General features: G+C 37.3%; 24 protein-coding genes. 22 read left to right on the top strand and 2 right to left on the bottom strand.

The window, feature by feature from the left end; all coding sequences use genetic code 11:
* The first annotated feature begins 6 nt into the window (after nt 1-6).
* The 14 genes from atpD (at nt 7) to SFB89_RS03625 (ending at nt 11,005) form a co-directional block, all read left to right on the top strand.
* A complete protein-coding gene (atpD, locus tag SFB89_RS03560) occupies nt 7-1,407 on the top strand; it encodes a F0F1 ATP synthase subunit beta (protein WP_331775570.1) in 1,401 nt (466 codons plus the stop codon).
* 20 nt (nt 1,408-1,427) lie between these two features.
* The gene (gene atpC, locus SFB89_RS03565) at nt 1,428-1,820 is read left to right on the top strand and encodes an ATP synthase F1 subunit epsilon (protein ID WP_331775571.1); all 393 of its coding nucleotides are present in this window, start codon (nt 1,428-1,430) and stop codon (nt 1,818-1,820) included.
* A gap of 150 nt (nt 1,821-1,970) precedes the next feature.
* Nucleotides 1,971-2,432, top strand: a complete 462-nt coding sequence (locus tag SFB89_RS03570; protein ID WP_331775572.1) for a MotA/TolQ/ExbB proton channel family protein — start codon at nt 1,971-1,973, stop codon at nt 2,430-2,432.
* Nucleotides 2,425-2,814: a biopolymer transporter ExbD gene (locus tag SFB89_RS03575; RefSeq protein ID WP_331775573.1), complete on the top strand. Its 390-nt coding sequence runs from the start codon at nt 2,425-2,427 to the stop codon at nt 2,812-2,814. The genes SFB89_RS03570 and SFB89_RS03575 overlap by 8 nt, the downstream gene beginning before the upstream one ends.
* Nucleotides 2,815-2,816: 2 nt before the next feature.
* Nucleotides 2,817-3,569 carry a TonB C-terminal domain-containing protein gene (locus SFB89_RS03580; RefSeq protein ID WP_331775574.1) on the top strand — a complete coding sequence of 251 codons (753 nt, stop codon included), beginning with the start codon at nt 2,817-2,819 and terminating at the stop codon, nt 3,567-3,569.
* Nucleotides 3,562-4,833 carry a Tol-Pal system protein TolB gene (tolB, locus tag SFB89_RS03585; RefSeq protein WP_331775575.1) on the top strand — a complete coding sequence of 424 codons (1,272 nt, stop codon included), beginning with the start codon at nt 3,562-3,564 and terminating at the stop codon, nt 4,831-4,833. Before SFB89_RS03580 ends, tolB begins: the two co-directional genes overlap by 8 nt.
* Nucleotides 4,834-4,888: 55 nt before the next feature.
* Nucleotides 4,889-5,452, top strand: a complete 564-nt coding sequence (gene pal, locus SFB89_RS03590; protein WP_331775576.1) for a peptidoglycan-associated lipoprotein Pal — start codon at nt 4,889-4,891, stop codon at nt 5,450-5,452.
* Between the two features lie 102 nt (nt 5,453-5,554).
* Nucleotides 5,555-6,451: a tetratricopeptide repeat protein gene (locus tag SFB89_RS03595; protein WP_331775577.1), complete on the top strand. Its 897-nt coding sequence runs from the start codon at nt 5,555-5,557 to the stop codon at nt 6,449-6,451.
* Between the two features lie 75 nt (nt 6,452-6,526).
* The gene (locus SFB89_RS03600) at nt 6,527-7,099 is read left to right on the top strand and encodes an FKBP-type peptidyl-prolyl cis-trans isomerase (RefSeq protein WP_331775578.1); all 573 of its coding nucleotides are present in this window, start codon (nt 6,527-6,529) and stop codon (nt 7,097-7,099) included.
* Nucleotides 7,008-7,853, top strand: a complete 846-nt coding sequence (locus SFB89_RS03605; RefSeq protein WP_331775579.1) for a Fis family transcriptional regulator — start codon at nt 7,008-7,010, stop codon at nt 7,851-7,853. Before SFB89_RS03600 ends, SFB89_RS03605 begins: the two co-directional genes overlap by 92 nt.
* On the top strand, nt 7,850-8,776 hold the full coding sequence (gene fabD / locus SFB89_RS03610) for an ACP S-malonyltransferase (RefSeq protein ID WP_331775580.1): 927 nt from the start codon (nt 7,850-7,852) through the stop codon (nt 8,774-8,776). Before SFB89_RS03605 ends, fabD begins: the two co-directional genes overlap by 4 nt.
* Nucleotides 8,773-9,537, top strand: coding sequence for a nitrilase-related carbon-nitrogen hydrolase (locus SFB89_RS03615; protein WP_331775581.1), 765 nt, complete (start codon nt 8,773-8,775; stop codon nt 9,535-9,537). The genes fabD and SFB89_RS03615 overlap by 4 nt, the downstream gene beginning before the upstream one ends.
* Nucleotides 9,538-10,263, top strand: a complete 726-nt coding sequence (locus SFB89_RS03620) for a 5'-methylthioadenosine/adenosylhomocysteine nucleosidase (RefSeq protein WP_331775582.1) — start codon at nt 9,538-9,540, stop codon at nt 10,261-10,263.
* Entirely contained in the window at nt 10,250-11,005 is a 756-nt protein-coding gene (locus tag SFB89_RS03625) for an ATP-binding protein (RefSeq protein ID WP_331775583.1), read from the top strand. Before SFB89_RS03620 ends, SFB89_RS03625 begins: the two co-directional genes overlap by 14 nt.
* Here SFB89_RS03625 and ppsA read toward each other — a convergent pair.
* Nucleotides 10,994-13,426: a phosphoenolpyruvate synthase gene (gene ppsA / locus SFB89_RS03630; protein ID WP_331775584.1), complete on the bottom strand. Its 2,433-nt coding sequence runs from the start codon at nt 13,424-13,426 to the stop codon at nt 10,994-10,996. The genes SFB89_RS03625 and ppsA overlap by 12 nt on opposite strands.
* 171 nt (nt 13,427-13,597) lie before the next feature.
* Nucleotides 13,598-14,215, bottom strand: coding sequence for a recombination protein RecO (recO, locus tag SFB89_RS03635; protein ID WP_331775585.1), 618 nt, complete (start codon nt 14,213-14,215; stop codon nt 13,598-13,600).
* Between the two features lie 153 nt (nt 14,216-14,368).
* Between recO and gltB the strand changes: the two genes are divergently transcribed.
* The 8 genes from gltB to SFB89_RS03675 are packed head-to-tail and all read left to right on the top strand — an operon-like array spanning nt 14,369 to nt 24,596.
* Nucleotides 14,369-18,793: a glutamate synthase large subunit gene (gene gltB, locus SFB89_RS03640; protein ID WP_331775586.1), complete on the top strand. Its 4,425-nt coding sequence runs from the start codon at nt 14,369-14,371 to the stop codon at nt 18,791-18,793.
* Between the two features lie 6 nt (nt 18,794-18,799).
* Entirely contained in the window at nt 18,800-20,182 is a 1,383-nt protein-coding gene (locus tag SFB89_RS03645; RefSeq protein ID WP_331775587.1) for a glutamate synthase subunit beta, read from the top strand.
* Between the two features lies 1 nt (nt 20,183).
* A complete protein-coding gene (locus SFB89_RS03650; protein ID WP_331775588.1) occupies nt 20,184-20,909 on the top strand; it encodes an inositol monophosphatase family protein in 726 nt (241 codons plus the stop codon).
* A gap of 4 nt (nt 20,910-20,913) precedes the next feature.
* Nucleotides 20,914-21,831, top strand: a complete 918-nt coding sequence (accD, locus tag SFB89_RS03655) for an acetyl-CoA carboxylase, carboxyltransferase subunit beta (RefSeq protein ID WP_331775589.1) — start codon at nt 20,914-20,916, stop codon at nt 21,829-21,831.
* Nucleotides 21,791-22,246 (top strand): 23S rRNA (pseudouridine(1915)-N(3))-methyltransferase RlmH, encoded by a 456-nt coding sequence (locus SFB89_RS03660; protein WP_331775590.1) that lies wholly within the window; start codon nt 21,791-21,793, stop codon nt 22,244-22,246. Before accD ends, SFB89_RS03660 begins: the two co-directional genes overlap by 41 nt.
* A gap of 29 nt (nt 22,247-22,275) precedes the next feature.
* A complete protein-coding gene (gene dksA, locus SFB89_RS03665; RefSeq protein WP_331775591.1) occupies nt 22,276-22,635 on the top strand; it encodes an RNA polymerase-binding protein DksA in 360 nt (119 codons plus the stop codon).
* Nucleotides 22,636-22,646: 11 nt separating this feature from the next.
* On the top strand, nt 22,647-23,660 hold the full coding sequence (locus tag SFB89_RS03670; RefSeq protein WP_331775592.1) for a fatty-acid--CoA ligase: 1,014 nt from the start codon (nt 22,647-22,649) through the stop codon (nt 23,658-23,660).
* 3 nt (nt 23,661-23,663) lie between these two features.
* Nucleotides 23,664-24,596 carry a tRNA dihydrouridine synthase gene (locus SFB89_RS03675; protein ID WP_331776048.1) on the top strand — a complete coding sequence of 311 codons (933 nt, stop codon included), beginning with the start codon at nt 23,664-23,666 and terminating at the stop codon, nt 24,594-24,596.
* The last annotated feature ends 50 nt before the right edge of the window (nt 24,597-24,646 follow it).

Raw genomic sequence — 24,646 nt, forward strand, 5'->3', positions numbered from 1 at the left:
TATTTTATGAATGGAGTAATAAGCCAAATCACAGGCCCTGTTGTTGATGTTGATTTTGACGGCTACCTTCCTAAGATCAATGAAGCGATAGAAGTAAAGTATGAAGTAGAAGGAGTAGAGCAGAAACTGATCTTGGAAGTTGCCGCTCACCTTGGCGATAACAGAGTGCGAACCATCGCGATGGATATGAGTGAGGGTTTGACACGAGGCGTTGTTGCAAAAGCACTAGGAACCTCGATACAAGTTCCAGTTGGAGAAGAAGTACTAGGTAGAATGTTCAACGTCATTGGCGATGTGATTGACTTGGGCAAAGAGGTAGAAGCAAAACACAAATGGTCAATCCATAGAGATCCTCCTCCGTTTGAAGAACAAAGTACAAAAAGTGAAATATTTGAAACCGGTATCAAAGTGGTTGACTTACTTGCCCCATATGCAAAAGGTGGTAAAGTTGGACTCTTTGGTGGTGCGGGTGTTGGTAAAACCGTCATTATTATGGAATTGATTCATAATGTTGCGTTTAAACATAGTGGATACTCTGTATTTGCAGGTGTTGGTGAGCGTACCAGAGAGGGTAATGACCTGTATCATGAGATGAAAGAATCAAACGTATTGGATAAAGTGGCACTGTGCTATGGTCAAATGAGTGAGCCTCCGGGAGCGAGAAATAGAATTGCATTGACAGGTATTACCATGGCGGAATATTTCCGTGATGAAATGGGCCTTGATGTTTTGATGTTTATCGATAATATCTTTAGATTTTCACAATCAGGGGCAGAAATGTCAGCGCTTCTAGGACGAATTCCAAGTGCGGTGGGTTATCAACCAACACTTGCGAGTGAAATGGGACGATTGCAAGAACGTATCACTTCTACAAATAAAGGTTCTATTACCTCTGTTCAAGCAGTATATGTACCAGCAGATGACCTTACCGATCCGGCACCTGCGACTGTTTTCGCGCATCTTGATGCCACAACCGTTCTCAATCGTTCGATTGCTGAAAAAGGTATTTATCCAGCGGTGGATCCACTTGATTCAAGTTCTCGTATGCTTGACCCGCAAATCTTGGGACAAGAACACTATGAAGTAGCACGTGGCGTTCAAGCGGTACTTCAAAAATATAAAGATTTACAAGATATCATCGCAATTCTAGGTATGGATGAGTTGAGTGAAGAAGATAAACTTGTGGTTGATAGAGCAAGAAAAGTTGAGAGATTTTTATCACAACCATTCTTTGTCGCCGAAGTATTTACAGGAAGTCCTGGAAAATATGTCAGCTTAGAAGAAACTATTGCGGCATTTAAAGGGATTTTAGATGGTAAATACGATCATCTTCCTGAAGCAGCATTTTACATGGTTGGAAATATAGAAGAAGCAGTAGAAAAAGCTGAAAAACTAAAAAATAAGTAAGCTTTAAATAAGGTAATATTATGGAAACATTAAAATTAGAAATTGTGACTCCCGATGGTCAAATTTTTGAAGATCTTGTCAAAGGTGTAACGCTTCCAGGTAGCGAAGGTGAGTTTGGAGTACTCCCTCACCACGCTTCTTTGGTCTCTCTCTTACAAGCGGGTATCATCGACATTGAACTTCAAGATGGATCGCATGAAATAGTTGCGATAGATTGGGGACATGCCAAGATAGATGAAAGTAAAGTGATGGTACTTGTTGATGGTGCTGTTGCGATTACAGGAAGTAATGAGGGCGCCATAGCAAAAGCAATAGAAGAGGGCAAAAAGCTAATCAAAGGTATGAGCGACTCTGATGTAGCCATAGCAGTAGCATTTTCTAAGATAGATAATGTTCTCAAAGATAGACATTAGTATTATATGTTAGCGATTGATCTTCTCATTAATTATTTCTCCAGAAGTAGCTATGTGACACTCTTTGTGATTTTTTGGTTATCTTTATACTTTATTATCACATTTGGTATTTTACTTAGCAGATACTTTTTTCTTAACGCGTGGCTTAGAGTGGAAAAAAACTCACTTGAGTCGATGTTGATGGGTGCCAAGAATGTTCGCGATGATTCGATCTTGCGCAAATGTTCCAGAAGTGCTAGCACCCAACAAAAAAATCTTTTAAATGTATGTAAAAGTGTGGCTGAAAAAAGTGCGACCAATGGATTGTGGATGTTATCGATTATTGCATCCACATCTCCTTTTATCGGACTCTTTGGTACGGTTGTTTCGATTCTTGATACCTTTAGTGGGTTGGGACAAAGTGGTAGTGCCTCTTTAGGTGTGATTGCACCGGCCATTAGTGAAGCCTTAATCGCCACTGCTGCGGGTATTTTTGTCGCAATTCCTGCTTATAGTATTCATCTTTTTTTGAAACGAAAAGCCTATGAAGTGCTTGTATATGTGGATAGAGAGATGGAATTGTTGCTCTCTGGTAGCAACAATATAGACAAGGTTCCTCATAACGATGTTTGATTGGGATGATGCTCCCGAGTTAAATATCACCCCTTTGGTTGATATTATGCTGGTGCTATTGGCTATTTTGATGGTCACGACACCGGCAATGGTTTATCAAGAAAAGATTACTTTGCCAGACGGTTCTAAATCCTCTGTTGTCAAAAAACTTCCAGAATTAGAAATCAGAATCAGTAGCGACAAAAAAGTTCATATTAAAAAAGATTCTTTTTTACTAAAAGAGTTTGCAGACAATTTCATCATGATAAAAAATAAATATCCTGCTAATACCACGGTATATATCAAAGCGGATGAATCTTTGAAATATCGGGATGTTATGTATGTGTTAAAAAGTGTGAAAGAAGCCGGCTTTACAAAAGTATCACTTGAAACAAACGGGTGAGTATGTTGCCAAAGTCGCGTTATAATGTAGTAGGCTTTTCATTATCGATTCTACTCTATATTTGTATTGTTGTCTCTTTGGGATTCTATCTACAAAGTCGTATTAAAAACAATATTAATTATGTTGTTTCTAATAAAAATGTACTGGATATTACCTTGGTACAAAATAAAACAAAAAAGAGGCAAACTCCACCCAAAAAAGTACCCAAAAAGACAAAAGTAAAGCCGAAATCTGCTCCAAAACCTAGCCCTAAAAATGTCACAGCAAAGCATGAAAAAAAAGTAGCATTGAGAGGACTTTTTGATAAAATTGATGTCAAAAAAATAGAAAAACCTCATAAGAAAAAAGCTGTGGCTACCAGAAAAATGCCGACCAATAAAAAGAGTGCCAATACGGCTGTAAAAAAGAATGATGCGAAAAAACTCGTGGATGCTTTGACATTTGAAAAACAGTCAAATATCAAATCTGTCAAAAATGGTGTTGTGGATAAATTCCGTGGTACGGTGACACAAATACTAGATACAAATTGGCAAAACACAATCGATACGGTTTCAGGAAACAAAGCGACCGTGATGATTTCTATTGATAATTTAGGAAATTTTAGTTATAAAATAGAAAAACTTTCCTATAATGATGAATTCAATGCCAAATTATTGGATTTTTTAGAAGAGATGAAAGACAAAGAGTTTCCACCCTATACAGAAGGTGGGATTTTTAAACTACCCGTAATATTTAAGGACATAAGAAATGAGTAAAAAAATTATATTGATGTTGATGCTTTCTCTATCATTATTTGCATATGATGCCACTGTGGAGATTGTTAAAAAGATAGATTCATTACCGAAAATTGCAGTGCAAGATGCGAGCAATTCGGATGTAAGTATGACATTGAGAAAGAAGTTTGACAAGATTCTAATCGGAGATTTGAGAGTAAGTGCCAATTTTAATCCGCTCAATGAATACCTACAAAGTAGTTATGATGGTGATGTCAAAGAAAATTTTTTAACTCAAAAAAACGTAGATTTAATTTTAAGATATAAATTAGAACTTGACGGAAAAGCCCTGCTTGCTCATGTCAAATTGATTAATGCCAGCAATGGAGAAATCAAAAATGAGACAAATTATAAGATTCAAAATACCAATAGATATCCCTTTATTGCTCATCGAATTATCGTAGATACGAATGATTTCATAGGGGCTCCTTCAATAAAATGGATGGAACAATTTGTGATTTTTGCAAAATTGACAGGGAAAAAAGAGTCAGAAATTGTCGTCTCTGATTATACTTTGAGCTTCCAGAAAGTCGTCGTAAAAGGTGGCTTAAATCTCTTCCCACAATGGGCAAATGCGAGACAAGACCAATTTTATTATTCGTCTTACAATGGCGTCAAACCAACCTTATATCGTGTTGATTTAAGTAATGGTGAACGACAGAAAATCATCACAAGTAACGGGATGTTAGTGTGTTCTGATGTGTCTCGTGATGGTCGAAAATTATTATTGACGATGGCTCCTAATGATCAGGCAGATATTTATGAGTATGATGTTCTCAATAAAGATTTACGACGCGTGACTAAATACTCAGGGATTGATGTTAGCGGTAAATTTATAGATGATGATACCAAGATGGTATTTATCTCCGATCGCTTAGGCTACCCGAACGTTTTTTCAAAAAAATTGAATTTAAATGCGAGTGTTGAGCAGATGGTCTATCATGGCAAAAATAATAGTTCTGTCTCCGCTAATGATAACTATATTGTCTACTCAAGTCGGGAAAATTCTAGCGAATTTGGACGCAATGTTTTTAATCTTTATTTGATTTCAACCAAGACAGATTTTATCCGTCAGCTGACTGCTAATGGAAAGAATCTCTATCCTCGGTTTTCTGATGATGTAGATACGATTATGTTTATCAAAGAATACAAAAATCAAAGTTCTCTTGGAATCATCAGGCTGAGTGCTAATAAAAGTTTCTTATTTCCCCTTAAAGCGGGAAAAATTCAGTCAATTGATTGGTAATTTAAATAAAATATGATAAAATAACATGAAACTTAATTTTTAGAAGGTGGTAATTATGAAAAAAATGGTACTAGCAAGTATAGGCGTAGCTGTTCTCCTATTTACGGGTTGTAGTCAAAAAAATCCAGATGTGGATATGACGACTAAAAATCAAAAAATGGAACAAACAAGCAATATGAATCAAAATACATCAGGCACCATGGATGCTAACAATATGGATGCCAATACTATGGCACAACAAAAAGCAGATGCCATGAAAATGTTGATTTCTAATTTAGAAAAAAACCTTAAATCTGTATATTTTGATTTTGATAAATATAATATAAAAACAACAATGCAACCAGTCGTACAAGATGATGCAGGGTTGCTAAATAGTGATAAAGCACAAAATCTATCTATCAAAATAGAAGGTAATTGTGATGAATGGGGTACGGATGAGTACAACTATGCATTGGGACTCAAAAGAGCACGAACTGTGAAAAACGAACTCAGTGCACAAGGCGTGAATGCCAGCCGTATGATGATTATAAGCTATGGTAAAAGCAATCCAGTTTGTAATGAACATACAAAAGCATGTTGGTCTAAAAACAGAAGAGCCGATCTTAAGCTACTACCATAAATAATGTAAACTAATAATCCAGGCATATCTTTTGCTTGGATTATCTACTTTGACTCAAATCATTTAACAAACAAACACATAATGAGTAAGGAAGATAGATAGATGACGAAAAGAGTACTATTTCTTATATTGTTACCATGGCTTGCCTTTGCAAATGAGCCTTCTGTATATGGTGCCGGAAATCTTGACAGCCCGAACCCTTATGGATTGAGTCAAAGTGAAAAAAAGATTTTTTCAAACATGCAAAATATCAAACGTTTGGAAAAAGCGATTAAAATATTACAGATTAACTCAAATGATCAAAAAGAGAGATTTGAAGGCATTCGTTCGGTTACTGAATCTATTAGCAATAAAATAGGTCAGTTGGACAAACGACTGTTTACGCTCGAATCACAAGATGAAAACCGAACAGATTCCTTGCGTCATCTAAAAGATGAGATTGCCACGCTGCAATCAGATCTCAATGCCAGCGTTCAAGCACAGATTGCCAATCAGGACAAAGTCAAAAATGTCTTGTCGGAATTGAGCAGTTTAATTGATTCCATTAACTCAACGTATATCTCTAAAGATGAGTTTCAAAAATTTAAAGATAGTGTCAATCAAAAGCTATCGACTTTCAAAAAAAGCACGACACGCCAATCATTTTCTGGAAAGAATAAGGCATCACTAGAGAAAAAAGCCGCGCAACTTGTCAGAAAAAAATCTTATGCTGAAGCCAAAGATATTTATACATTTTTGGTGAAACAACGCTACCATCCAGCTGGTAACAGTTTTCGATTAGGAGAGATTGCCTATGCCCAAAAATCCTACGCTGATGCTATTTTGCATTACAAAAAAAGTATCTCTTTATATGACAAAGCATCTTATGTCCCGGTCTTACTCTATCATACCGGAATCTCGTTGAGCAAACTCAAACGACATAAAGAAGCATCGAAATTTTTCAATGCACTGCAAAGCAATTATCCTAATTCAAAAGAGGCAAAAAGCCTTAAAAAATAATAATTTTATCTTGTATAAGGGCAAGTAAAAATAAATTATGCTAAAATCACTCGTTTTTATTAGCAAGGAGAATTTATGGCTATAAACGAAAATCAAGTTGTTTCTATCCAATATGAACTAAAAGATGTAGACAACGGTGATATTCTAGATTCAAATCTTGAAGGTGCACCGCTATCTTTTATTGTTGGAAAAGGACAAATCATCCCTGGATTAGAAAGTGAAATAAGAAAACTTTCTCAGGATGATACATCAGATATTAGAGTTTCTGCGGCGGATGCATATGGTGAATATGACGAAAAAGCAGTACAATCTTTGCCAAAAGAGCAATTTGCCGGATTAGAATTAAAAGAAGGTATGACACTTTATGGTCAAGGAGAAGATGGCGGCACGGTTCAAGTGACTGTCAAAAGTTTTGACGATGATAGCGTCGTTGTTGATTTTAATCATCCTCTAGCAGGAAAAGATTTACTCTTTTCTCTTAGCGTTCTAGAAGTGAGAGAAGCTACATCTGATGAGTTGCTAAACGGATATGTTGGCGCTCCTGCAGGTGGCGGTTGTGGATGTGGAGCAGGTGACAGTTGTCACGACGAAAAAGATACCCAAGATTCTTGTTGCTCAACAGGTGGCAACGGTGGGTGTTGTGGTTGATAAAAGCTACATTGCAAAATCGAGAGCTTCTGTGGAAGCTCTCAAATCTGCGAATCTACTCAAGAGTTTAAATTTAAATGCGCTCATTCACGGCGAGCGAGGTGTCGGAAAATATAAATTAGCAAACTATGTGATGGATGCCCCTACGATAGATGGATCTAAATTACAAGAATTGTTGAGTGCCATTGAGATTCATGATAAGTTAATTGTCAAAAATTTTGATAAAATATCAAACTATACTAAAGTAAAAAATTCTTTAAATAAACATAAAAATAGGATGATTGCAACCAGCACATCAAGTCTCAATAATAAAATTGAAGATGAATTTTTTAGTCTTAAGATCTATATTCCCCCATTGTCTCAAAGGCCTGAGGATGTGGAGGGTTTATGTGAACTCTTTTATGATGAGGCCAGTGAAATATTTGGTAAGCAAGCCAATCGTATTGATTGTAAAAATACGGCAGTGGATATCAGTGAAAATTGTTATTCTCTGAGAAGATCAATATACTCAGCTTATTTGAAAAACTCTTTTGATGAGACGGATATTATGAATATCATGGAAAATTTTCTACTCGACAAACTTGAGGAAGAGAGCGATTATAGAAATCTTTTGTATCTGTTTGACGTCCCTTTGATCAAAAGTGGATTTGCCAAATTTGGCTCACAACTCTCTATGAGTAAAGCTTTTGGCTTAAATCGAAACACATTGAGAAAAAAAATCAACGAATATCGACTAGATGAGGAAAAGAAATGATAAATTTTGCAGGTATATTCCCCGGACAAGGAAGCCAAAAAGTTGGCATGGGAAAAGACTTTTTTGAGCACTCTAAAATAGCAAGAGAGATGATTGAACGTGCGAGCAATCGATTGGATATAGATTTTGAAAATTTATTGTTTCAAGAGAATGAAAATCTTGAAAAGACACAATTTTCTCAAGCATCTATTTTACTCGTGAGTATGATTGCCTACACGTTATTTAGTGAGCAAGTGCGTACGGCACCGCAATATTTTCTAGGACACTCTTTGGGTGAATTTTCAGCACTCAGTGCCACAGGGTCACTTGATTATCTTGATGCTGTTGAGCTTGTATATCATCGTGGATTATTCATGACAGAAGCTTGTGAGGGACAAAATGCAGGTATGATGGCGCTACTTGGTTTGAGTGATGCGATTTGTGAACGTGTTGTATCAGCAGCCCAAGAATCTGGTAAAAAAATCTGGATTGCCAATTATAATAACGATGGTCAAATTGTTATCGCGGGAAACAAATCAGATCTTGAAGAGATGGAATCTACCTTCAAAGAAGAAGGTGCAAAACGTGCTATTTTGTTGAAAATGTCTGTGGCAAGTCATTGTCCTATTTTGATGACCGCACAACCAAAGCTTAAAGCTTCTCTTGAGAGATGGGTGGGTGAGACGTTTACGACTCCTATTATCTCCAATGTGACGGCGCAAGCGTATCAAAATAAAGCCGATGCTGTGGCGCTACTTGAAAAACAATTGATTATGCCAGTACGCTATAAACAATCAATTAAAAGTATTGAAGATGATGTCGATCTTTATGTTGAATTTGGTGGCAATGTTTTGAAGGGAATTAACAAGAAAATTACCTCAAAAAATACAATATCAATCACAGATATGGCCACGCTAGAGAAGGCAGTCTTGGAATTTGCATGAAAGTCACCATTGCCCAAATTTCACCTAAATTAAAAAAGATTACCCCATTAGAATTTGTCAATCATCTCTCAAAGGTCGATCCTAATACACAATTGGTCATTTTCCCTGAACTGGCACTCAATGGTTACTTACTGAAAGATGCGGTCTTTGAGGATGCTTATACTTTAGAAGAGATTGAGCAATTTGCCGCACTCGCGACGCCTTATGATTTGGTATTTGGAGCCATCATAAAAGAGAACCATAAATTTTACAATAGCTCAATTTATTGTGAATCGGGTAAAATCAAACACATTCATCATAAAAGTGCCTTGCCAAATTATGGTTTGTTTCAAGAAGCAAGATTTTTTTTCAAAGGGACACCTGTTGATGCTTTTGAAACAAGATTTGGTAAAACTTTTGTTGCGATTTGTGAAGAGTTGTATGATGCAAAAACCATTGCAGAGATTACGGAGCATAAGCCCGATTTGGTGATAGTCATATCGAATTCTCCAGCTCGTGGGTTTAGTGATGAGGGATTGTTGATACAAAAACAGTGGGATGCGCTGCTAGGTACGACTGCTTTGTTGAGTGGTGCTAATGTGATATTTGCCAATCGTGTTGGTTTTGAAGATGGTCTTGGCTTTTGGGGAGGGTCTTGTTTTATCTCACCAAAAGGTACCGTTGAATGCCGTGCACCACTCTTTGAAGAAGCATTTCTGATGATGCAAATCAACACAAAATTATCACAAACACAAAAATATTTATTAAGAGGATACGAATAAATGAAAATCGCAATCATGGGTGCAATGATTGAAGAAATTGACCCCTTTTTAGTTACTGATGGCGATGAGCCTCTGTTGCAATTTTTTAAAAAACACAATGAATGCCAATATGGTGGAAATCTGTATCATGAAGCGACTTTTAAAGGTCATGATATTATTTTAGCATACAGCAAGATTGGAAAAGTTAATGCCGCACTCAGTGCTTCTACTTTAATTGAAAAGTTTGGGGCAGAAATGGTTTTATTTAGCGGTGTTGCAGGAGCGGTGAATTCGGAGTTGAAAATCGGAGACTTGGTTGCAGCGACACAATTATGCCAACATGATTTGGATATCACTGCTTTTGGTCATCCTTATGGATATGTTCCTGAGGGGGCTGTCTATGTCGATGCTTCTGCAAAATTGCTTGCTATTGCGACTGAAGTGGCTGAGGAAAAAAATATCAATCTCAAACACGGTATTATAGCCACAGGAGACCAATTTATCGCAGATCATGAGAAAAAAGATTGGATCAAAAGTACCTTTAAGGCAGATGCTCTTGAGATGGAAGGTGCCGCAGTGGCAGTAGTGTGTGATGCCTGTAATGTACCATTTTTTATCATGAGATCGATTAGTGATGCCGCAGATTCTGATGCTGCCTTTGATTTTGATGAATTTTTAAAACACTCAGCACAAAGAAGTAGCCGTTTTATTATCTCAATGTTGGATAAAATTCTTGTCAAAGCTTAGTAAAAAACTCCTAAGAATCACAGGCAAAACCAATGGTCGATATGAGTTAATCAAAGAAAATGACACCATACTACTAGGACTCAGCGGTGGGAAAGATTCTCTTTGTTTGGCTCATGTTCTGCGTCATATGCAGCGTGTTGCCCCTTTTAAATTTAAATTTTTAGCCGTCACTATTAGCTATGGAATGGGAGAAGACCTCGAAAAATTGCATGCGCATTGTGTTGAATATGATATTCCTCATGAAATCGTTGATACTAAGATTTATGATTTAGCCAAAGAGAAAATTCGAGAGAATTCCTCTTTTTGTAGCTTCTTTTCCAGAATGCGACGGGGTGCTTTGTATACGTATGCCCTTGAGCATGGATTTAAAAAAGTGGCATTGGCGCACCATTTAGATGATGCGGTTGAGAGTTTCTTTATGAATTTCTCCTACAATGGTGCTTTGCGTTCGATGCCCCCGATTTATCAAGCAAAAAATGGGTTATGGGTCATTCGACCATTTATACATGTCAGAGAGCGTCAATTAGTTGAGCAAGCGCGGGAGTTTCCTATTGATCCTATTTCAGATGAAGCCTGTCCCGCGATGCGATTTGATGTCAAAATGCCGATAGCAAGAGCAAAAACTAAAGAGATGCTGGCAAAGATGGAAGAGGAAAATCATGATCTCTTCACTTCGTTGCGAAAATCTTTTGAAAATATCAACACCTCTAGTTTTTGCGAGGAAGAATACCTAGACCGGTAGTGGTGGTTTCTTCGTCTGTTGCAATGTATTTAAAGTCTGTATGACATTTAAAACGCTATCGGGATTTAAACTTATAGATTCTATTCCGATATCGAGTAGATATTTGGCAATCTCTGGATAGTCAGAGGGCGCTTGTCCACAAATACCACTATAGCGATGGTTACGTTTTGCTCCTAATACTGCCATTTTAATCATCTCTAAAACGCCAGGGTCTCTCTCATCGTAATCAAAGGCGACGATTTCACTCTCTCGGTCTACGCCTAGGGTTAGCTGTGTTAAATCGTTGCTTCCGATACTAAAACCATCAAAAATTTTGCTAAATTCATCGATTGAGATGACATTATTGGGGATTTCACACATCACATAAATTAAAAGATTGTTCTCTCCTCTTTTTAGCCCATATTGTGCCATTGTATCAAGGACTTGTTTCCCCTCAGCAACGCGTCTGCAAAAAGGAATCATCAAGATAACATTGGTAAAACCCATCTCATCTCGTACTCTTTTCATCGCGCGACACTCAAGTTCAAATCCCTCTTTATAGGATGGGTGTGAATACCTTGCGGCTCCTCTAAATCCAATCATCGGATTCTCTTCTGCCACTTCAAAAACACGACCCCCTATCAAATTGGCATATTCGTTAGATTTAAAATCACTCATTCTGACAATGCAAGGATTTGGATACACAGATGCTGCTATGGTTGCAATTCCCTCCGATAATGTTGTGACAAAAAATTCCTCTTTGGTTTGATATGCGGTGCTTAATTGATCCAGTGCTGCTTTCTCTTTCTTGTTCAGCTTCTCTGGATGTCTGATAGCCATGGGATGCGCTTTGATATAGGTACTGATAATAAACTCCATCCTAGCAAGTCCTACACCATCGACAGGAAGAGAGGTGAGTGAAAATGCCAAATCTGGATTTGCTAGATTCATCATGATTTTTATGGGTTGTTTTTGTACCTCTTTGAGATTGGTACGTGTCACTTCAAAATCAAGAGTACCATCATAAATATTGCCGATTTCTCCCTCTGCACAGCTGACGGTGATCTTTTGTGCATTGTTGAGTACTTCTGTGGCATTTTTCGTTCCCACGATGGCAGGGACGCCAAGTTCACGGCTTATAATGGCCGCATGACACGTGCGTCCACCATGATTTGTGATGATGGCAGCAGCTCTTTTCATCACCGGTTCCCAATCTGGAGTGGTAGTATTAGCAACGAGAATTTCTCCACTTTTGAATTTCTTCAAATCTTGGGTATTTTGGATAAGACGAACACTTCCTGTGCCTATCTTGGTCCCAATCGCATTGCCCGTTGTCACTATCGTACCGGTTTGTTTTAATTTATACGTTTCTAGAATCAGTTTATCTTTGTTAGAGTGAACCGTCTCAGGTCGTGCTTGAACGATATAAATGATACCATCAAGCCCATCTTTTGCCCATTCGATATCCATAGGGGTATTGACTCCTAAAAGGTTTGAATAATGATGTTCTATCTTCATAGTGTAATCTGCGAGCAAGAGAACCTCGTCATCGCTAAGACAAAAGCGATTTTGTTCTTTTTGTGTGACATCTATATTTTTTGTATATTTAGAAGAGGAAAATTTATTATTATTTTTTGCAGCAAAAATCATTTTTTTCTCTTTTTTACCCCGTCTTCTTTTGAGAACACATCGATGACCGGCCTCTAATGTCGGTTTATGTACATAGAAGGTGTCGGGTTCTATCACCCCTTGAACAATATTTTCTCCCAAACCGTATGCTGCGCTGATAAAGACAACATCCTCAAAACCCGTTTCTGTATCAATACTAAAAATCACGCCACTGGTTGCCTTGTCACTTCTGACCATTTTCATGACGACTACGGAAACAAAGACTTTTAGATAATCAAAATGATTGGCATGCTTGTAGTGAATACTTCTGGCTTCAAAATTTGATGCGATACACTGTTTGTATGCCATGAGCAATGCTTTTTTACTGCTGATATTCAGATAGGTTTCATTTTGTCCTGCAAAAGAAGCTTCTTTAGAATCTTCAGCGGTTGCAGATGAGCGGACAGCAAGCCGCAACTTCTCTCCATATTGGGTTTTAAGTTTGGCATAATTATCTAGAATTTCATCAGCTAAATCTGGTGGAATCGTCGCTGCATTAACAAGTTTTTTACATTTTTTACTAATCTTTTGCAGACTGTTAATGTCATCAACAACCAAATCATGATGCAGCAGTTTTTCTAGAGGTTTCCAAAGATTATTGAAGTCAAAAATGTATTGGTATGCTTCAGAAGTAATAGCAAAACCGTTGGGGACATTGACGCCTATTGGTTTTAAATGTTGGTACATCTCGCCAAGATTTGCATTTTTCCCACCTACTTCGGGGATATCTTTGAGACTGATATCCTCAAACCATTTTATATATCGCTTTTCCATTTTTTCTCCTTTGTAAGGCTGTTATGTTGCAACCAAAGGGTTAGATATATAGGGAGACCAAATAATAATTATATTATAGCACTTATTTTACTAGAATGTTCACTCGTAAATAAAAAATACATCTTTCTGTTTTGCAAAGAATCAAAACGAGACTACTAAAATAAGTCGAAGCTAAAATCCTTCACAAAGAATTTGCCATAGATTGTCGATTTCATTATCATCTAAAAATAGGGTGCTTTTGTTTTCAAATAACTCTACAATCGATGCTATTGGGTAACCTGTCTTGTAAACACATCCCGGATGTGCGGGTAAAAATGCGCGTAAGAATGCGACGTGATCTTGAATCACACGTTCACATTGGAAACAAATAAGATCATGATGCAATCTTCCCTCAAACTCTAATAATGAAATATACGCTTCAACCGCAACCCGTTTGGGATTTTGTTGATGCCAAATCTCATGAGATTTTTCAAGCATATTAAAATAAAAGGGATCAATCTCATCAATATCTTTGAGATGGGCATAAAAGAGACGAATGTATTGTTGCCACAAAAACATATGCTCTCTTTGAATATTCCATTTTGAAGCCAAATGGAGGATATTTCTCAACTTTGGTATGGTGGATTTACTGGAGTGCTCCAATTCAAAATCTATCTTATACCCCAGGTTGATGGTGGAGTGGCGTGCTCCATAAAACCGATACGTTGTATATTTGTGTTCGGGTGATAATATGGTGATGATGAGATCCTCATCACGGGCTTTATTGATGTTGATAATGTAACCTTGCATCCTGCTATTATAGCATCATTTAAATTTATTTTAGTTTAAGTAACTATTTGATAAGTGGGGAGTTTAAATGGCCTATTTTACTGTATTTATGGTTTATTAAGTAATTATTAGGTATATTCACCCTCTTAAATATAAATTAAAAAAGGTTGCTAAATGGATCTTATAACAGGGTTTAAAGATAACTGCGGTTTTGGACTTCTTGCAAATATTAATAATATTCCTACATATCAGAATACAAAAGATGCCATTCTTGCTTTAGAGCGGATGATGCATCGGGGCGCGATTGCGGCGGATGGAAAGAGTGGTGATGGTAGTGGATTATTGTTCTCTTTGCCGACAGAATTTATGAAAAAAGAAGCAAGAAAATTAAATGTAGATTTACCAAAACAGTTTGCTGTTGCGATGGTTTTTATGAAAGATGAGAAGGAAAAAGAGATTTTTACGGAAATCTGTGAAAAAAATGACTTAAAAGTGATTTTGTTCAGAGATGTGCCTATTGACACAAAAGCACTAGGAGAACAAGCCTTAGCCCTTTTGCCTAACATTGTACAAATTTTTGTAACCCCATCATCCTTGATAGCAACCAAACGATTTGAAGCCCTTTTATACCTTAGCAGAAAAGAGATTGAAAAAGCACTGGCGACACATGAAGATTTTTATATTGCATCATTTTCCAGCAAAGTGATTTCTTATAAAGGCCTCGTGATGCCTGTTTATATCAAAGCCTTTTTCTTGGATCTCAATGATGAAAGTTTTAAAACAAAATTTGCACTCTTTCATCAAAGATTTTCTACCAATACCTTGCCACAGTGGAAATTAGCACAACCTTTTAGGATGATTGCCCATAATGGTGAAATCAACTCAATTTCCGCAAATCGTTTCAATATCAAAGCACGAACCCGCTCATTAAAAAGTGAAGTCTTCTCAGATGAAGAGTTGCAGAAATTATTTCCAATTACCAGAGATGATGTGAGTGACAGCGCGAGTTTGGATCATATGTTCGAATTTATGATTGCCAATGGTTATGACTTTTTCAAAACCATTCGATCGCTCATCCCAATGCCTTGGCAAAATGCACCGCATATCGATAGTGAATTACGCTCTTTTTATGAGTACTCTAGTATCCACTTTGATCCATGGGATGGTCCAGCAGCAGTCTCTTTTACAGATGGTAGATATATCGCGTGTGTGTTGGATAGAAATGGCTTGCGTCCTGCGAAATACATCATCACTAAAGATGAACGTATCTTGATCTCAAGTGAGTATGGTGTCCTTGATATTGATGATAATGACATCCTAGAACAAGGCCGTTTACAAAGTGGTCAAATCATTGGAATCGATTTAAAATACAACAAGATACTAAAAAATGATGATATTGATGATTATATTAAACGCTCCAAACCTTATGGTACTTGGCTTAACGAAAATCTAACCTATTTACAAGAGTATGTTGAGATGCCTTTTGAGCATATTAGTGATTATGAAATCGAAGATTTAGAATTAAAACAACGTTTTTTTAACATCACACAAGAATTCAAAAATATGGTCATTAGCCCAATGATGCAAGATGGCAAAGAGGGTGTTGGCTCTATGGGTGATGATACGCCAATCGCTGCATTTAGCAAAAAACAAAGAAATTTTACGGACTATTTTAAACAAAAATTTGCACAAGTGACCAACCCTCCGATAGATCCAATTAGAGAAAAAATCGTCATGAGTTTAAATACGGGATTTGGTGAACTGAGCAATATCTTAGATGAATTACCAAAGAATTCACTGCGCATCAAAACCATTTCTCCTATTTTGATGCAAGAGAAAATTGAAGTCTTAAAGTCCTTTGGCGATATCAACAAGCCAAGATTCAAAGAGAGCTATAAAGGTAAAACATTTTCGACACTTTTTGAAGATAACCTCAAAGGTAGTTTGGAAGATTTGGCATATGATGTGGTAGAAGCCGTGGTCAAAGAAAAAGTACGATTGATTTATCTTGATGACCGCTACGTCACCGATACAAAAAAACCCATTCCGATGACTATGTGTGTGGGTAAAATCAATGAAGTCCTCTTAGAACATGGGGTGAGAGATTTGGTGAGTGTTGTCGCGATAACCGGAGAGGCATTGGATTCTCATTCGTGTGCTTGTATGATTGGATTTGGTGCGAGTGCTATTTATCCTTATATGTTATATGCAACAGTACTTGCCGCATCTAAAGAGAAAGATTTAAGTATATATGAGACCAAAACAAATCTCAAAAATGTCAATATTGCACTGAATCAAGGCTTATTGAAAATCATGTCAAAAATGGGAATTTCTACTATATCTTCGTATCGAAATTCAGCACTTTTTGATACGATTGGACTCTCTGAAGAGATCACTGAAAACTGTTTTAATGGAGTGCATGCCCTCTTGCCAGGACTTGGTTTTGATGACATCGAAGCACGATTGAACACCATTCATAAAGAGGCATATAGTGTGAATCTCAACAAGCGATTATTTCCGCTAGAATTGGGAGGCTTTTATAAATATTTGGATAAAAGTGAATATCATGATTACAGTCCTAATGTGGTGCATGCTATTCATAAAATGGCAGAGAGCGGTACTCGAGAAGATTATGATGCTTTTGCCAGCATGATTAATCATCGTGAAAAGAAGATGATTCGAGACTTTTTGAGATTCAAATCTGATCGTGAGCCTATCGATATCGAAAAAGTAGAACCGATAGAAGAGATTTTCAAACGATTTAATTCCGCTGCTATGAGTTTGGGTTCTATTTCTCCTGAAGCACATGAAGCCTTGGCTGAAGCGATGAACCGCATTGGTGCGATGTCAAACTGTGGTGAAGGTGGTGAAGATTCACAGCGTCTAAAATCAAATAAAAATTCAAAAATCAAACAAATTGCATCGGGTCGTTTTGGTGTCACACCAGAATACCTAAGAAGTGCGAGTGAGATACAAATTAAAGTAGCACAAGGAGCAAAACCAGGAGAAGGAGGACAGCTTCCCGGTCACAAAGTTTCTCCTTTGATTGCCAAATTAAGATATACGATTCCGGGTGTGACATTGATCTCGCCACCGCCTCATCATGATATCTATTCTATTGAAGATTTAGCACAGCTGATTTTTGATCTCAAGCAAGTAAATCCAGATGCCACTATCACCGTAAAATTGGTTTCCACAGCGGGTGTGGGTACGATTGCCGCGGGTGTTGCAAAAGCATATGCGGATAAGATTATTATCTCAGGGGGTGATGGCGGAACGGGAGCGGCACCGTTGGGCTCTATCAAATTTGCAGGAAATCCTTGGGAGATTGGACTGAGTGAAGCACACAATGCCCTCAAAGCCAATCATCTAAGAAGCAAAGTACATTTGCAAACCGATGGTGGCTTGAAAACAGGTGTTGATATTGTCAAAGCAGCACTTTTAGGAGCGGAGAGTTATGCTTTTGGTACGGTAGCTCTCACCCTTCTTGGTTGTAAAATCCTGCGTATTTGTCATCTCAATCGATGTTCTGTTGGTGTGGCGACACAAAATGAAAAGCTACGAGAATTTTTTATAGGCAATGCTGATAAATTGGTCAATTTCTTTACTTATATTGCCCAAGATGTTAGAGAGATACTCGCAAAACTCGGGTACGAAAAGCTTGATGATATTATTGGTCGTAGCGATTTGTTAGATGTGATTGATGATGAATTTGCGAAGAAATTCGATTTTTCATCTATTTTGATGCGTGTTGAGGGAGATAATATTTATGAGGGACTTCCCAATGATCCCTTTGATAAAAATGAATTTGAAAAAGAGATTTTGCGAGAGATTTACAAAGTCATCGAAAATCCAGAGCAACTCATCGTTGTCAATCGAACGATTAAAAATACAAATCGGAGTTTTGGAGCACTCATCAGTGGTGAGATTGCAAAATATTATGGCAATACGGGATTAAAAGATAACAGTATTATTTTGAAATTAAACGGTACAGCAGGTCAATCTCTCGGTGCTTTCTTGACCAATGGTGTCTCGATTAATCTGGTTGGTTCTGCCAATGATTATGTCGGTAAAGGGATGAATGGGGGTAAGATTGTCATTACTCCAGCGGTACAAAAAGAAGATTATGCCTGTGCGGGTAATACCTGTTTGTATGGAGCAACGGGTGGTAAATTGTTTGTAGCCGGTGTTGTAGGAGAGCGATTTTGTGTCAGAAATTCTGGTGCCAAAGCTGTCGTCGAAGGTACCGGAGATCATGCGTGTGAATATATGACCGGTGGTGTGGTTGTGATACTAGGAAATACGGGTGTAAACTTTGGCGCAGGGATGACTGGAGGAATCGCTTTTGTTTATGATAAGAGTCGTGATTTTATCGACAAACTGAATCAAGAGTTAGTCGTAGCGGTTCGTGTTGATATCGACGAAATGGATGAAGCCAAACACTTTTTGAAAAAATTGATTCGAACACATATTGATGAAACTGACAGTATGAAAGCCAAACACATTATTGAAGATTTTAGACACAATGTGCGAGATTTTTGGATGGTAATGCCAAAAGATATGACGAAGATTCCATTGAATCCACAAGAAGGAGATTGATATATTATGCAAGATTTTATAAACGTAGAGCGAATATCAGCAAGGAAAAGAGACAGTAGTGATAGAATTGGAGATTTCCATGAAATCTATGAAATCTTTAATAAAGAAGATGCGGCGATTCAAGCCAATAGATGTATCCAATGTGGAGATCCTTATTGCCATAATAAATGTCCATTGCATAACTATATCCCTTATTGGTTAAAATCGACCAGTGAAATGGATTTGAAGTTATCCTTTAAACTCTCCAATGAATCCAATCCCTTCCCTGAAATCACAGGAAGAATCTGTCCTCATGATAGACTTTGTGAGGGAGATTGTACGCTCAATGACGGGCATGGTGCGATTACGATTGGTAATATCGAAACATTTATCTCTGAAGAGGGATTTAAAAAGGGAATGAAACCAGAATTTCCTGGAATTACGACTGATAAAAAAGTAGCCATTGTAGGCTCAGGACCTGCGGGTATTGCCGCAGCTACTTATTTATTGAGAAGTGGAATAGCTGTAGATATGTATGAAAAAGATGCACGAGCAGGCGGACTTTTGACCTATGGCATTCCTAGTTTCAAGCTGGATAAAGAGATTGTAGCCCGACGTATCAAATGGCTGGTAGATGCAGGGATGAATCTACATCTTAATACTAATGTGGGAGTGGATTTGAGCTTTGATGAGCTGGCGAGTACTCATGATAGTATCTTTATGGCAACAGGAGCACAAAATTCTAATAAAGCCAAAATCACTAACGAAAATGCCGAGGGTGTTTTCATGGCCCTTGATTATTTGAGAAATTCACAGCACCTGCTTTTTAACGAAAAAAGTGATGAAAAATATCATGTCAAAGGCAAAAAAGTCATCGTCATCGGAGGGGGTGATACCGCGATGGACTGTGTCAGAACAGCGATTCGTCAAAATGCCAAAGAAGTGACGTGTATTTATAGAAGAGATAAATACAATATGCCAGGGAGCAAAAAAGAGTTTAAAAATGCCAGAGAAGAGGGCGTACGATTTATCTATAATGCCAGTCCGAAGGAAATCGTGGTCAATAGTGAGAATCAAGCCATCGGTATGGTTTTACAACGCACGGTGTTAGGAGAAAAAGATAGCAGTGGTCGGGCGAGAGTAGAGATTGTCAAAGGCAATGAATTCAAAGAAGATGCGACGGTGATTATATTTGCCTTAGGGTTTTCTGCTACGAATACAGATTTCTTCTCATCCAATGGAATTGAGACGAATAAATATGGCAATATTTTAGTAGCACCCAATCATCAAACCAGTAAAATCGGCGTCTATGCAGGGGGCGATTGTAAACGGGGTAGCCATTTGGTAGTCACTGCAGCCAAAGATGGCAAAGAAGCAGCAGCACAAATTATCAAAGATTTGCTCAATTAGAATGCAAGATTTTTTAAACGCAGCGATTTCGGCAAATCAAGAGATTGCTGCGCACATTAGCGCCATGAATTTTGAGGAGCTGTGTCAAACGACAAGTTTGGGCTATGGTGGAGACATGAGCCGTCAGATTGATATTATGGCTGAGAATATTTTCATCAAGAAACTCTCTTCATTTGGTAATATCTATTCTGAAGAGTGTGGTTTTTTGGATAATAATAGTGCGTATGATATCTTTATCGACCCGATTGATGGAAGCAATAATTTTGTCTCAAATTTCCCCTATTATGGTACTTCTGTAGCGTTGAAATACCAATCAAAGCATCTGGCGGCCGTTATTGTTAATCTCGCCAATGGCGATCTTTTTATCAAAGACCAAAAGCGATTTCAAAAAGCCAACCTTCACAATCTAGTCTTTCATGATATCCAGTGCAACCTGCATGCCACCATGGGTATTTTTGAAAAATCTTACAGTCTAAAAACACTCTATCAAACATTAGAAAAAAATCATATCAAATACCGATCTCCCGGAGCCATTGCCCTCTCTTTAGCCTATGCCCATCAAGTAAATTTTGTACTCTTTGGCGGCGTAGCACGCCCTTATGATATTGAAGCTGGTATGTATATGTGTAACGATCTGTACATGATAAAACAAGATGCGCTCTTATTTATAAGTAAAGATAAGGAAACTTTTGATAGAATGAGCGGATTATTTAAAGAAGGCAGTTAATAGTATGAAATTTAGTGAGATTTTTGGTAATTTTCGCAAGACACAACCTTCTCGGGACGAAGCACCACAGCATTGGGTTAAATGTAAGCAGTGCCAGTCTTTGATGTATTATAAAGAAGTAGAAAATCAATTAAGCGTATGCCCAAAATGTGGTTTTCACTTTAGAATTGGTATATCAAAACGAATTGAGCAAATTGCAGATGCTGATACATTTGTTGAGCTAGATTCTAATATTGCACCGGTTGATCCTTTGAAATTTGTGGATAAAAAATCCTACAAAAAACGGATACAAGAGGCTCAAGCCAAGACAAATAGAACTTCTTCATTGGTATCTGGCGTTTGTGAGATTCATGGAGTCGCGGTACAACTTGTGGTCTTTGATTTTAGTTTTATGGGTGGAAGCTTAGGTTCGGTAGAGGGTGAAAAAATTGTACGAGCTACAAAGCGTGCTATCAAAAATAAACAAGGTTTGGTCATTGTCAGTGCGAGTGGTGGTGCGAGGATGCAGGAGAGTACTTTTTCATTACTCCAAATGTCTAAAACATCAGCTGCCATTAAAGAGCTGGCCAATCACAAATTGCCGTATATCTCAATTCTGACTGATCCGACGATGGGTGGGGTAAGTGCCTCTTTTGCGTGGTTGGGTGATATTATCATCGCAGAACCCGGAGCATTGGTAGGATTTGCAGGTCAGCGTGTTATCAAACAAACCATTGGAGCAGAGTTGCCTGAAGGGTTCCAAAGATCAGAATTTTTACTAGAACATGGCTTGATTGATATGATTGTAAAAAGAAGTGAACTGAAAAAAACAATTTCAGATCTTTTAGTTTTCCTTCAAAGCGATAAAAAAGATTTTGAGTTAAAATTAAAGGGTCCGGTTGATGAAAATCAACGTTTACACGATAGAAAAGACGAAGAGTAAATCGGTAGAACATCTGATTGATGAATATCAAAAGATGATTAAAAAGCATGCGCAAGTTGCCGATACTACTTTATTTAATAAAGAGATTGCGCTATCTCAAACTCGAGGAGAAAAGGAGTCAAGAAAAGCCTATACGAAAGTGTATGAGCCCTATTTGAAAGGTTATAATGTCGCATTGGATGTTCGTGGAAAAGAGATGGACAGTTTTGAATTTAGTGCTCTGTTTGAGGGCCATTCAAATATTAATTTTTTCATTGGGGGAGCGTATGGTTTGGAGCAAGATTTTTTGGATAAAACTCAAAAAGTCATCAGCTTAAGTAAGCTGACATATGCCCATAAGATAGCGAAGGTAGTATTATTTGAGCAGATTTATAGAGGACTTTGCATCAAAGCAAATCATCCCTATCATAAATAACTTGTATAATATTATTTACGGAGTATTAAATGCGAAAAAATGAAGTTAAATTTTTTGAAGATATTTTAAACGAAAGAAAAAAACAGATACTTAAAAATATCGATGAATCCATAAGAGGTATTACCTCATTGAAGCAAGATGATGTAGGCGATGAAGCAGATCATGCTTCTGTTAGTACCGATCGCTTGATTGAAGAGGCAATTAACCAGCAGTTGACAAAAGAGTTACATGAGATAGATTACTCTTTGGGCAAAATCAAAGGTGGGACGTATGGTATTTGTGAAATGTGTGAGGAAGATATCAGTTTTCAAAGACTGAAAGTAAAACCTCAAGCAAAATATTGTATCACATGTCGTGAAATTATGGAAAAATCAGCAAATAAGAATTAAGGTAGGAATCAATGGGAATCAAGCGTTATGTGTTGTTATCGATTATATATTTATTGGCCGTAGGACTTTATGTTTATAGTTTTAATGGAAGTAATTATGCTCTAAACATTTATACATTTTCTTTAAATTTACCGATAGCAGTATGGATTGTGATACCCGCAATTTTCTTATTTTTAGCTTCGATTGCACATTTGACCTATTATAATATCAAAGACTTTTTTTACAAAAGAGCTATCAAAAAAGACTTTGACACATTTATAAACGTATCAAAAGGATCTATTCTTGGAGAAAAAAGTAATCTAAAATTTAAAACAGATTTTTTTAAAATTCCGGGTTTTGTGCTTTCTACCTTGAACTATGCAAAAAAATGTGACGTTGAAACACTGGAAAATGAAGAGTTAAAAGAGTATTACTATCTTGTTGATAAAATTCGTGCAGGAGAGATTCAAGATCTGAAAAAATACAAAATTTCAGAGACCAATGAACTCTTTATTGCCAATGAGAAAAACAAATTAAAAGAAGATCCAAAATATGCGATGACCATACTCAAAAAATGCGATAGTTTGGATGATGAGTTATGCAAAAGCGCTTATTATGAAGTACTAAAAATCGCTTCATTTGCTGAAATCAAAAAATATCCTTTTGCTATTGATAAAGATATTTTTAGAAAGATGATGGAGCGTTATTTAGATCCTGAAGATGATTTTGAAATTGATATTGATTCCATTAAGCAGATGTTAGAGCAATTTAATGCAACCAGTGAAGATTATCTTGAACTGGCTGAAGAGATTCGTATCAAACTCTCACCTGATGAGTTGATTGACCTATTTGGTAAATTGTACAATGAAAAAGGACAAATTGCGGCCAATGCTTATCTCTTTACTTTATATGAACTCCAAATGATTGATAAGGTACGTGAAATTCTTGAAGATTCTGAAGAAGAAGATTTCTTGAAATTTAAAACCCTTCTTTTCTTACGAGATCATGGAAGAAATATCAATACCATAAAATTTTTAAAGGTTTGATTCATTAAAAAGATAGATTTCAGTCAAGGCATCACCGCCTTGGCTCCACTCGCAGGATACACCGATCTTCCCTTTCGTTCGTTGGTGAAAAAATTCGATGCAGATTTGACATTTTCTGAGATGATTAGTGCCAATGCCCTCGTTCATAATTCAAAAAAAACCTTTGAAATGCTCAGAAAATCACCACTTGAGACACCTTATATCGTGCAAATTGCAGGTTCAGATTTGGAGGTCATCAAAAAAGCAGTGGAGATTTTAAACACCATCGATGGAATTGATGGCATTGATCTCAATTGTGGTTGCCCTGTCCCCAAAGTCGTCTCACAATGTGCAGGCTCCTCACTGCTGCAAGATTTACCACTATTGCAAAGTGTGTTGGAAACGATTAAAAAACATTCAAACAAAGAATATTTAAGTGCAAAAGTTCGTTTGGGATTTAATGAAAAGATTCCAGAAGACATTGCACGAGCTTGTGAGCGTGCAGGGGTAGATTTTATGAGCATACACGGGAGAACAAGAGCAGGGAAATATAAGGCCGAAGTGGATTATGATGCGATCCGAAGAGCTAAAGCTGCGGTCTCGATTCCGGTGATTGCCAATGGAGATATCACCAGTCTCCAAAAGGCCAATGAGGTCAAAAAAATAACCGGTTGCAAATCTATCATGATAGGCCGAGGGGCGGTGGGTAATCCTTGGATATTTTATCAACTCAAAAATAATCTTGAATTTGTCAATAAAGATAAAATCAAAGAGATTGTCTTGGAACATTATGACAATATGATAGATTTTTATGGGCACAAAGGGGTGAGTATCTTCCGAAAACATTTGCATACGTATTCCAAAGGCTTTCCTGCCGCATCAGCTTTTAGAGACACTATCAATAGAATTGAAGAGATCGATGCGATGCGACATCATATCGATAGCTTTTTCTCCTAGATTAACAGACTACAATACTCAATAAATAGGAAATATCACATCTTTATGCT

It is taken from the genome of Sulfurospirillum sp. 1612 (assembly GCF_036556685.1).
In the GTDB taxonomy this organism is placed as follows: Bacteria; Campylobacterota; Campylobacteria; order Campylobacterales; family Sulfurospirillaceae; genus JAADIZ01.

Excerpts from the sequence above, each read along its gene's own strand:
- atpD (WP_331775570.1), top strand. The coding sequence starts at position 7 with ATGAATGGAGTAATAAGCCAAATCACAGGCCCTGTTGTTGATGTTGAT.
- atpC (WP_331775571.1), top strand. The coding sequence starts at position 1,428 with ATGGAAACATTAAAATTAGAAATTGTGACTCCCGATGGTCAAATTTTT.
- SFB89_RS03575 (WP_331775573.1), top strand. The coding sequence starts at position 2,425 with ATGTTTGATTGGGATGATGCTCCCGAGTTAAATATCACCCCTTTGGTT.
- SFB89_RS03580 (WP_331775574.1), top strand. The coding sequence starts at position 2,817 with ATGTTGCCAAAGTCGCGTTATAATGTAGTAGGCTTTTCATTATCGATT.
- tolB (WP_331775575.1), top strand. The coding sequence starts at position 3,562 with ATGAGTAAAAAAATTATATTGATGTTGATGCTTTCTCTATCATTATTT.
- pal (WP_331775576.1), top strand. The coding sequence starts at position 4,889 with ATGAAAAAAATGGTACTAGCAAGTATAGGCGTAGCTGTTCTCCTATTT.
- SFB89_RS03595 (WP_331775577.1), top strand. The coding sequence starts at position 5,555 with ATGACGAAAAGAGTACTATTTCTTATATTGTTACCATGGCTTGCCTTT.
- SFB89_RS03600 (WP_331775578.1), top strand. The coding sequence starts at position 6,527 with ATGGCTATAAACGAAAATCAAGTTGTTTCTATCCAATATGAACTAAAA.
- fabD (WP_331775580.1), top strand. The coding sequence starts at position 7,850 with ATGATAAATTTTGCAGGTATATTCCCCGGACAAGGAAGCCAAAAAGTT.
- SFB89_RS03615 (WP_331775581.1), top strand. The coding sequence starts at position 8,773 with ATGAAAGTCACCATTGCCCAAATTTCACCTAAATTAAAAAAGATTACC.
- SFB89_RS03620 (WP_331775582.1), top strand. The coding sequence starts at position 9,538 with ATGAAAATCGCAATCATGGGTGCAATGATTGAAGAAATTGACCCCTTT.
- ppsA (WP_331775584.1), bottom strand. The coding sequence starts at position 13,426 with ATGGAAAAGCGATATATAAAATGGTTTGAGGATATCAGTCTCAAAGAT.
- recO (WP_331775585.1), bottom strand. The coding sequence starts at position 14,215 with ATGCAAGGTTACATTATCAACATCAATAAAGCCCGTGATGAGGATCTC.
- gltB (WP_331775586.1), top strand. The coding sequence starts at position 14,369 with ATGGATCTTATAACAGGGTTTAAAGATAACTGCGGTTTTGGACTTCTT.
- SFB89_RS03645 (WP_331775587.1), top strand. The coding sequence starts at position 18,800 with ATGCAAGATTTTATAAACGTAGAGCGAATATCAGCAAGGAAAAGAGAC.
- SFB89_RS03650 (WP_331775588.1), top strand. The coding sequence starts at position 20,184 with ATGCAAGATTTTTTAAACGCAGCGATTTCGGCAAATCAAGAGATTGCT.
- accD (WP_331775589.1), top strand. The coding sequence starts at position 20,914 with ATGAAATTTAGTGAGATTTTTGGTAATTTTCGCAAGACACAACCTTCT.
- SFB89_RS03660 (WP_331775590.1), top strand. The coding sequence starts at position 21,791 with ATGAAAATCAACGTTTACACGATAGAAAAGACGAAGAGTAAATCGGTA.
- dksA (WP_331775591.1), top strand. The coding sequence starts at position 22,276 with ATGCGAAAAAATGAAGTTAAATTTTTTGAAGATATTTTAAACGAAAGA.
- SFB89_RS03670 (WP_331775592.1), top strand. The coding sequence starts at position 22,647 with ATGGGAATCAAGCGTTATGTGTTGTTATCGATTATATATTTATTGGCC.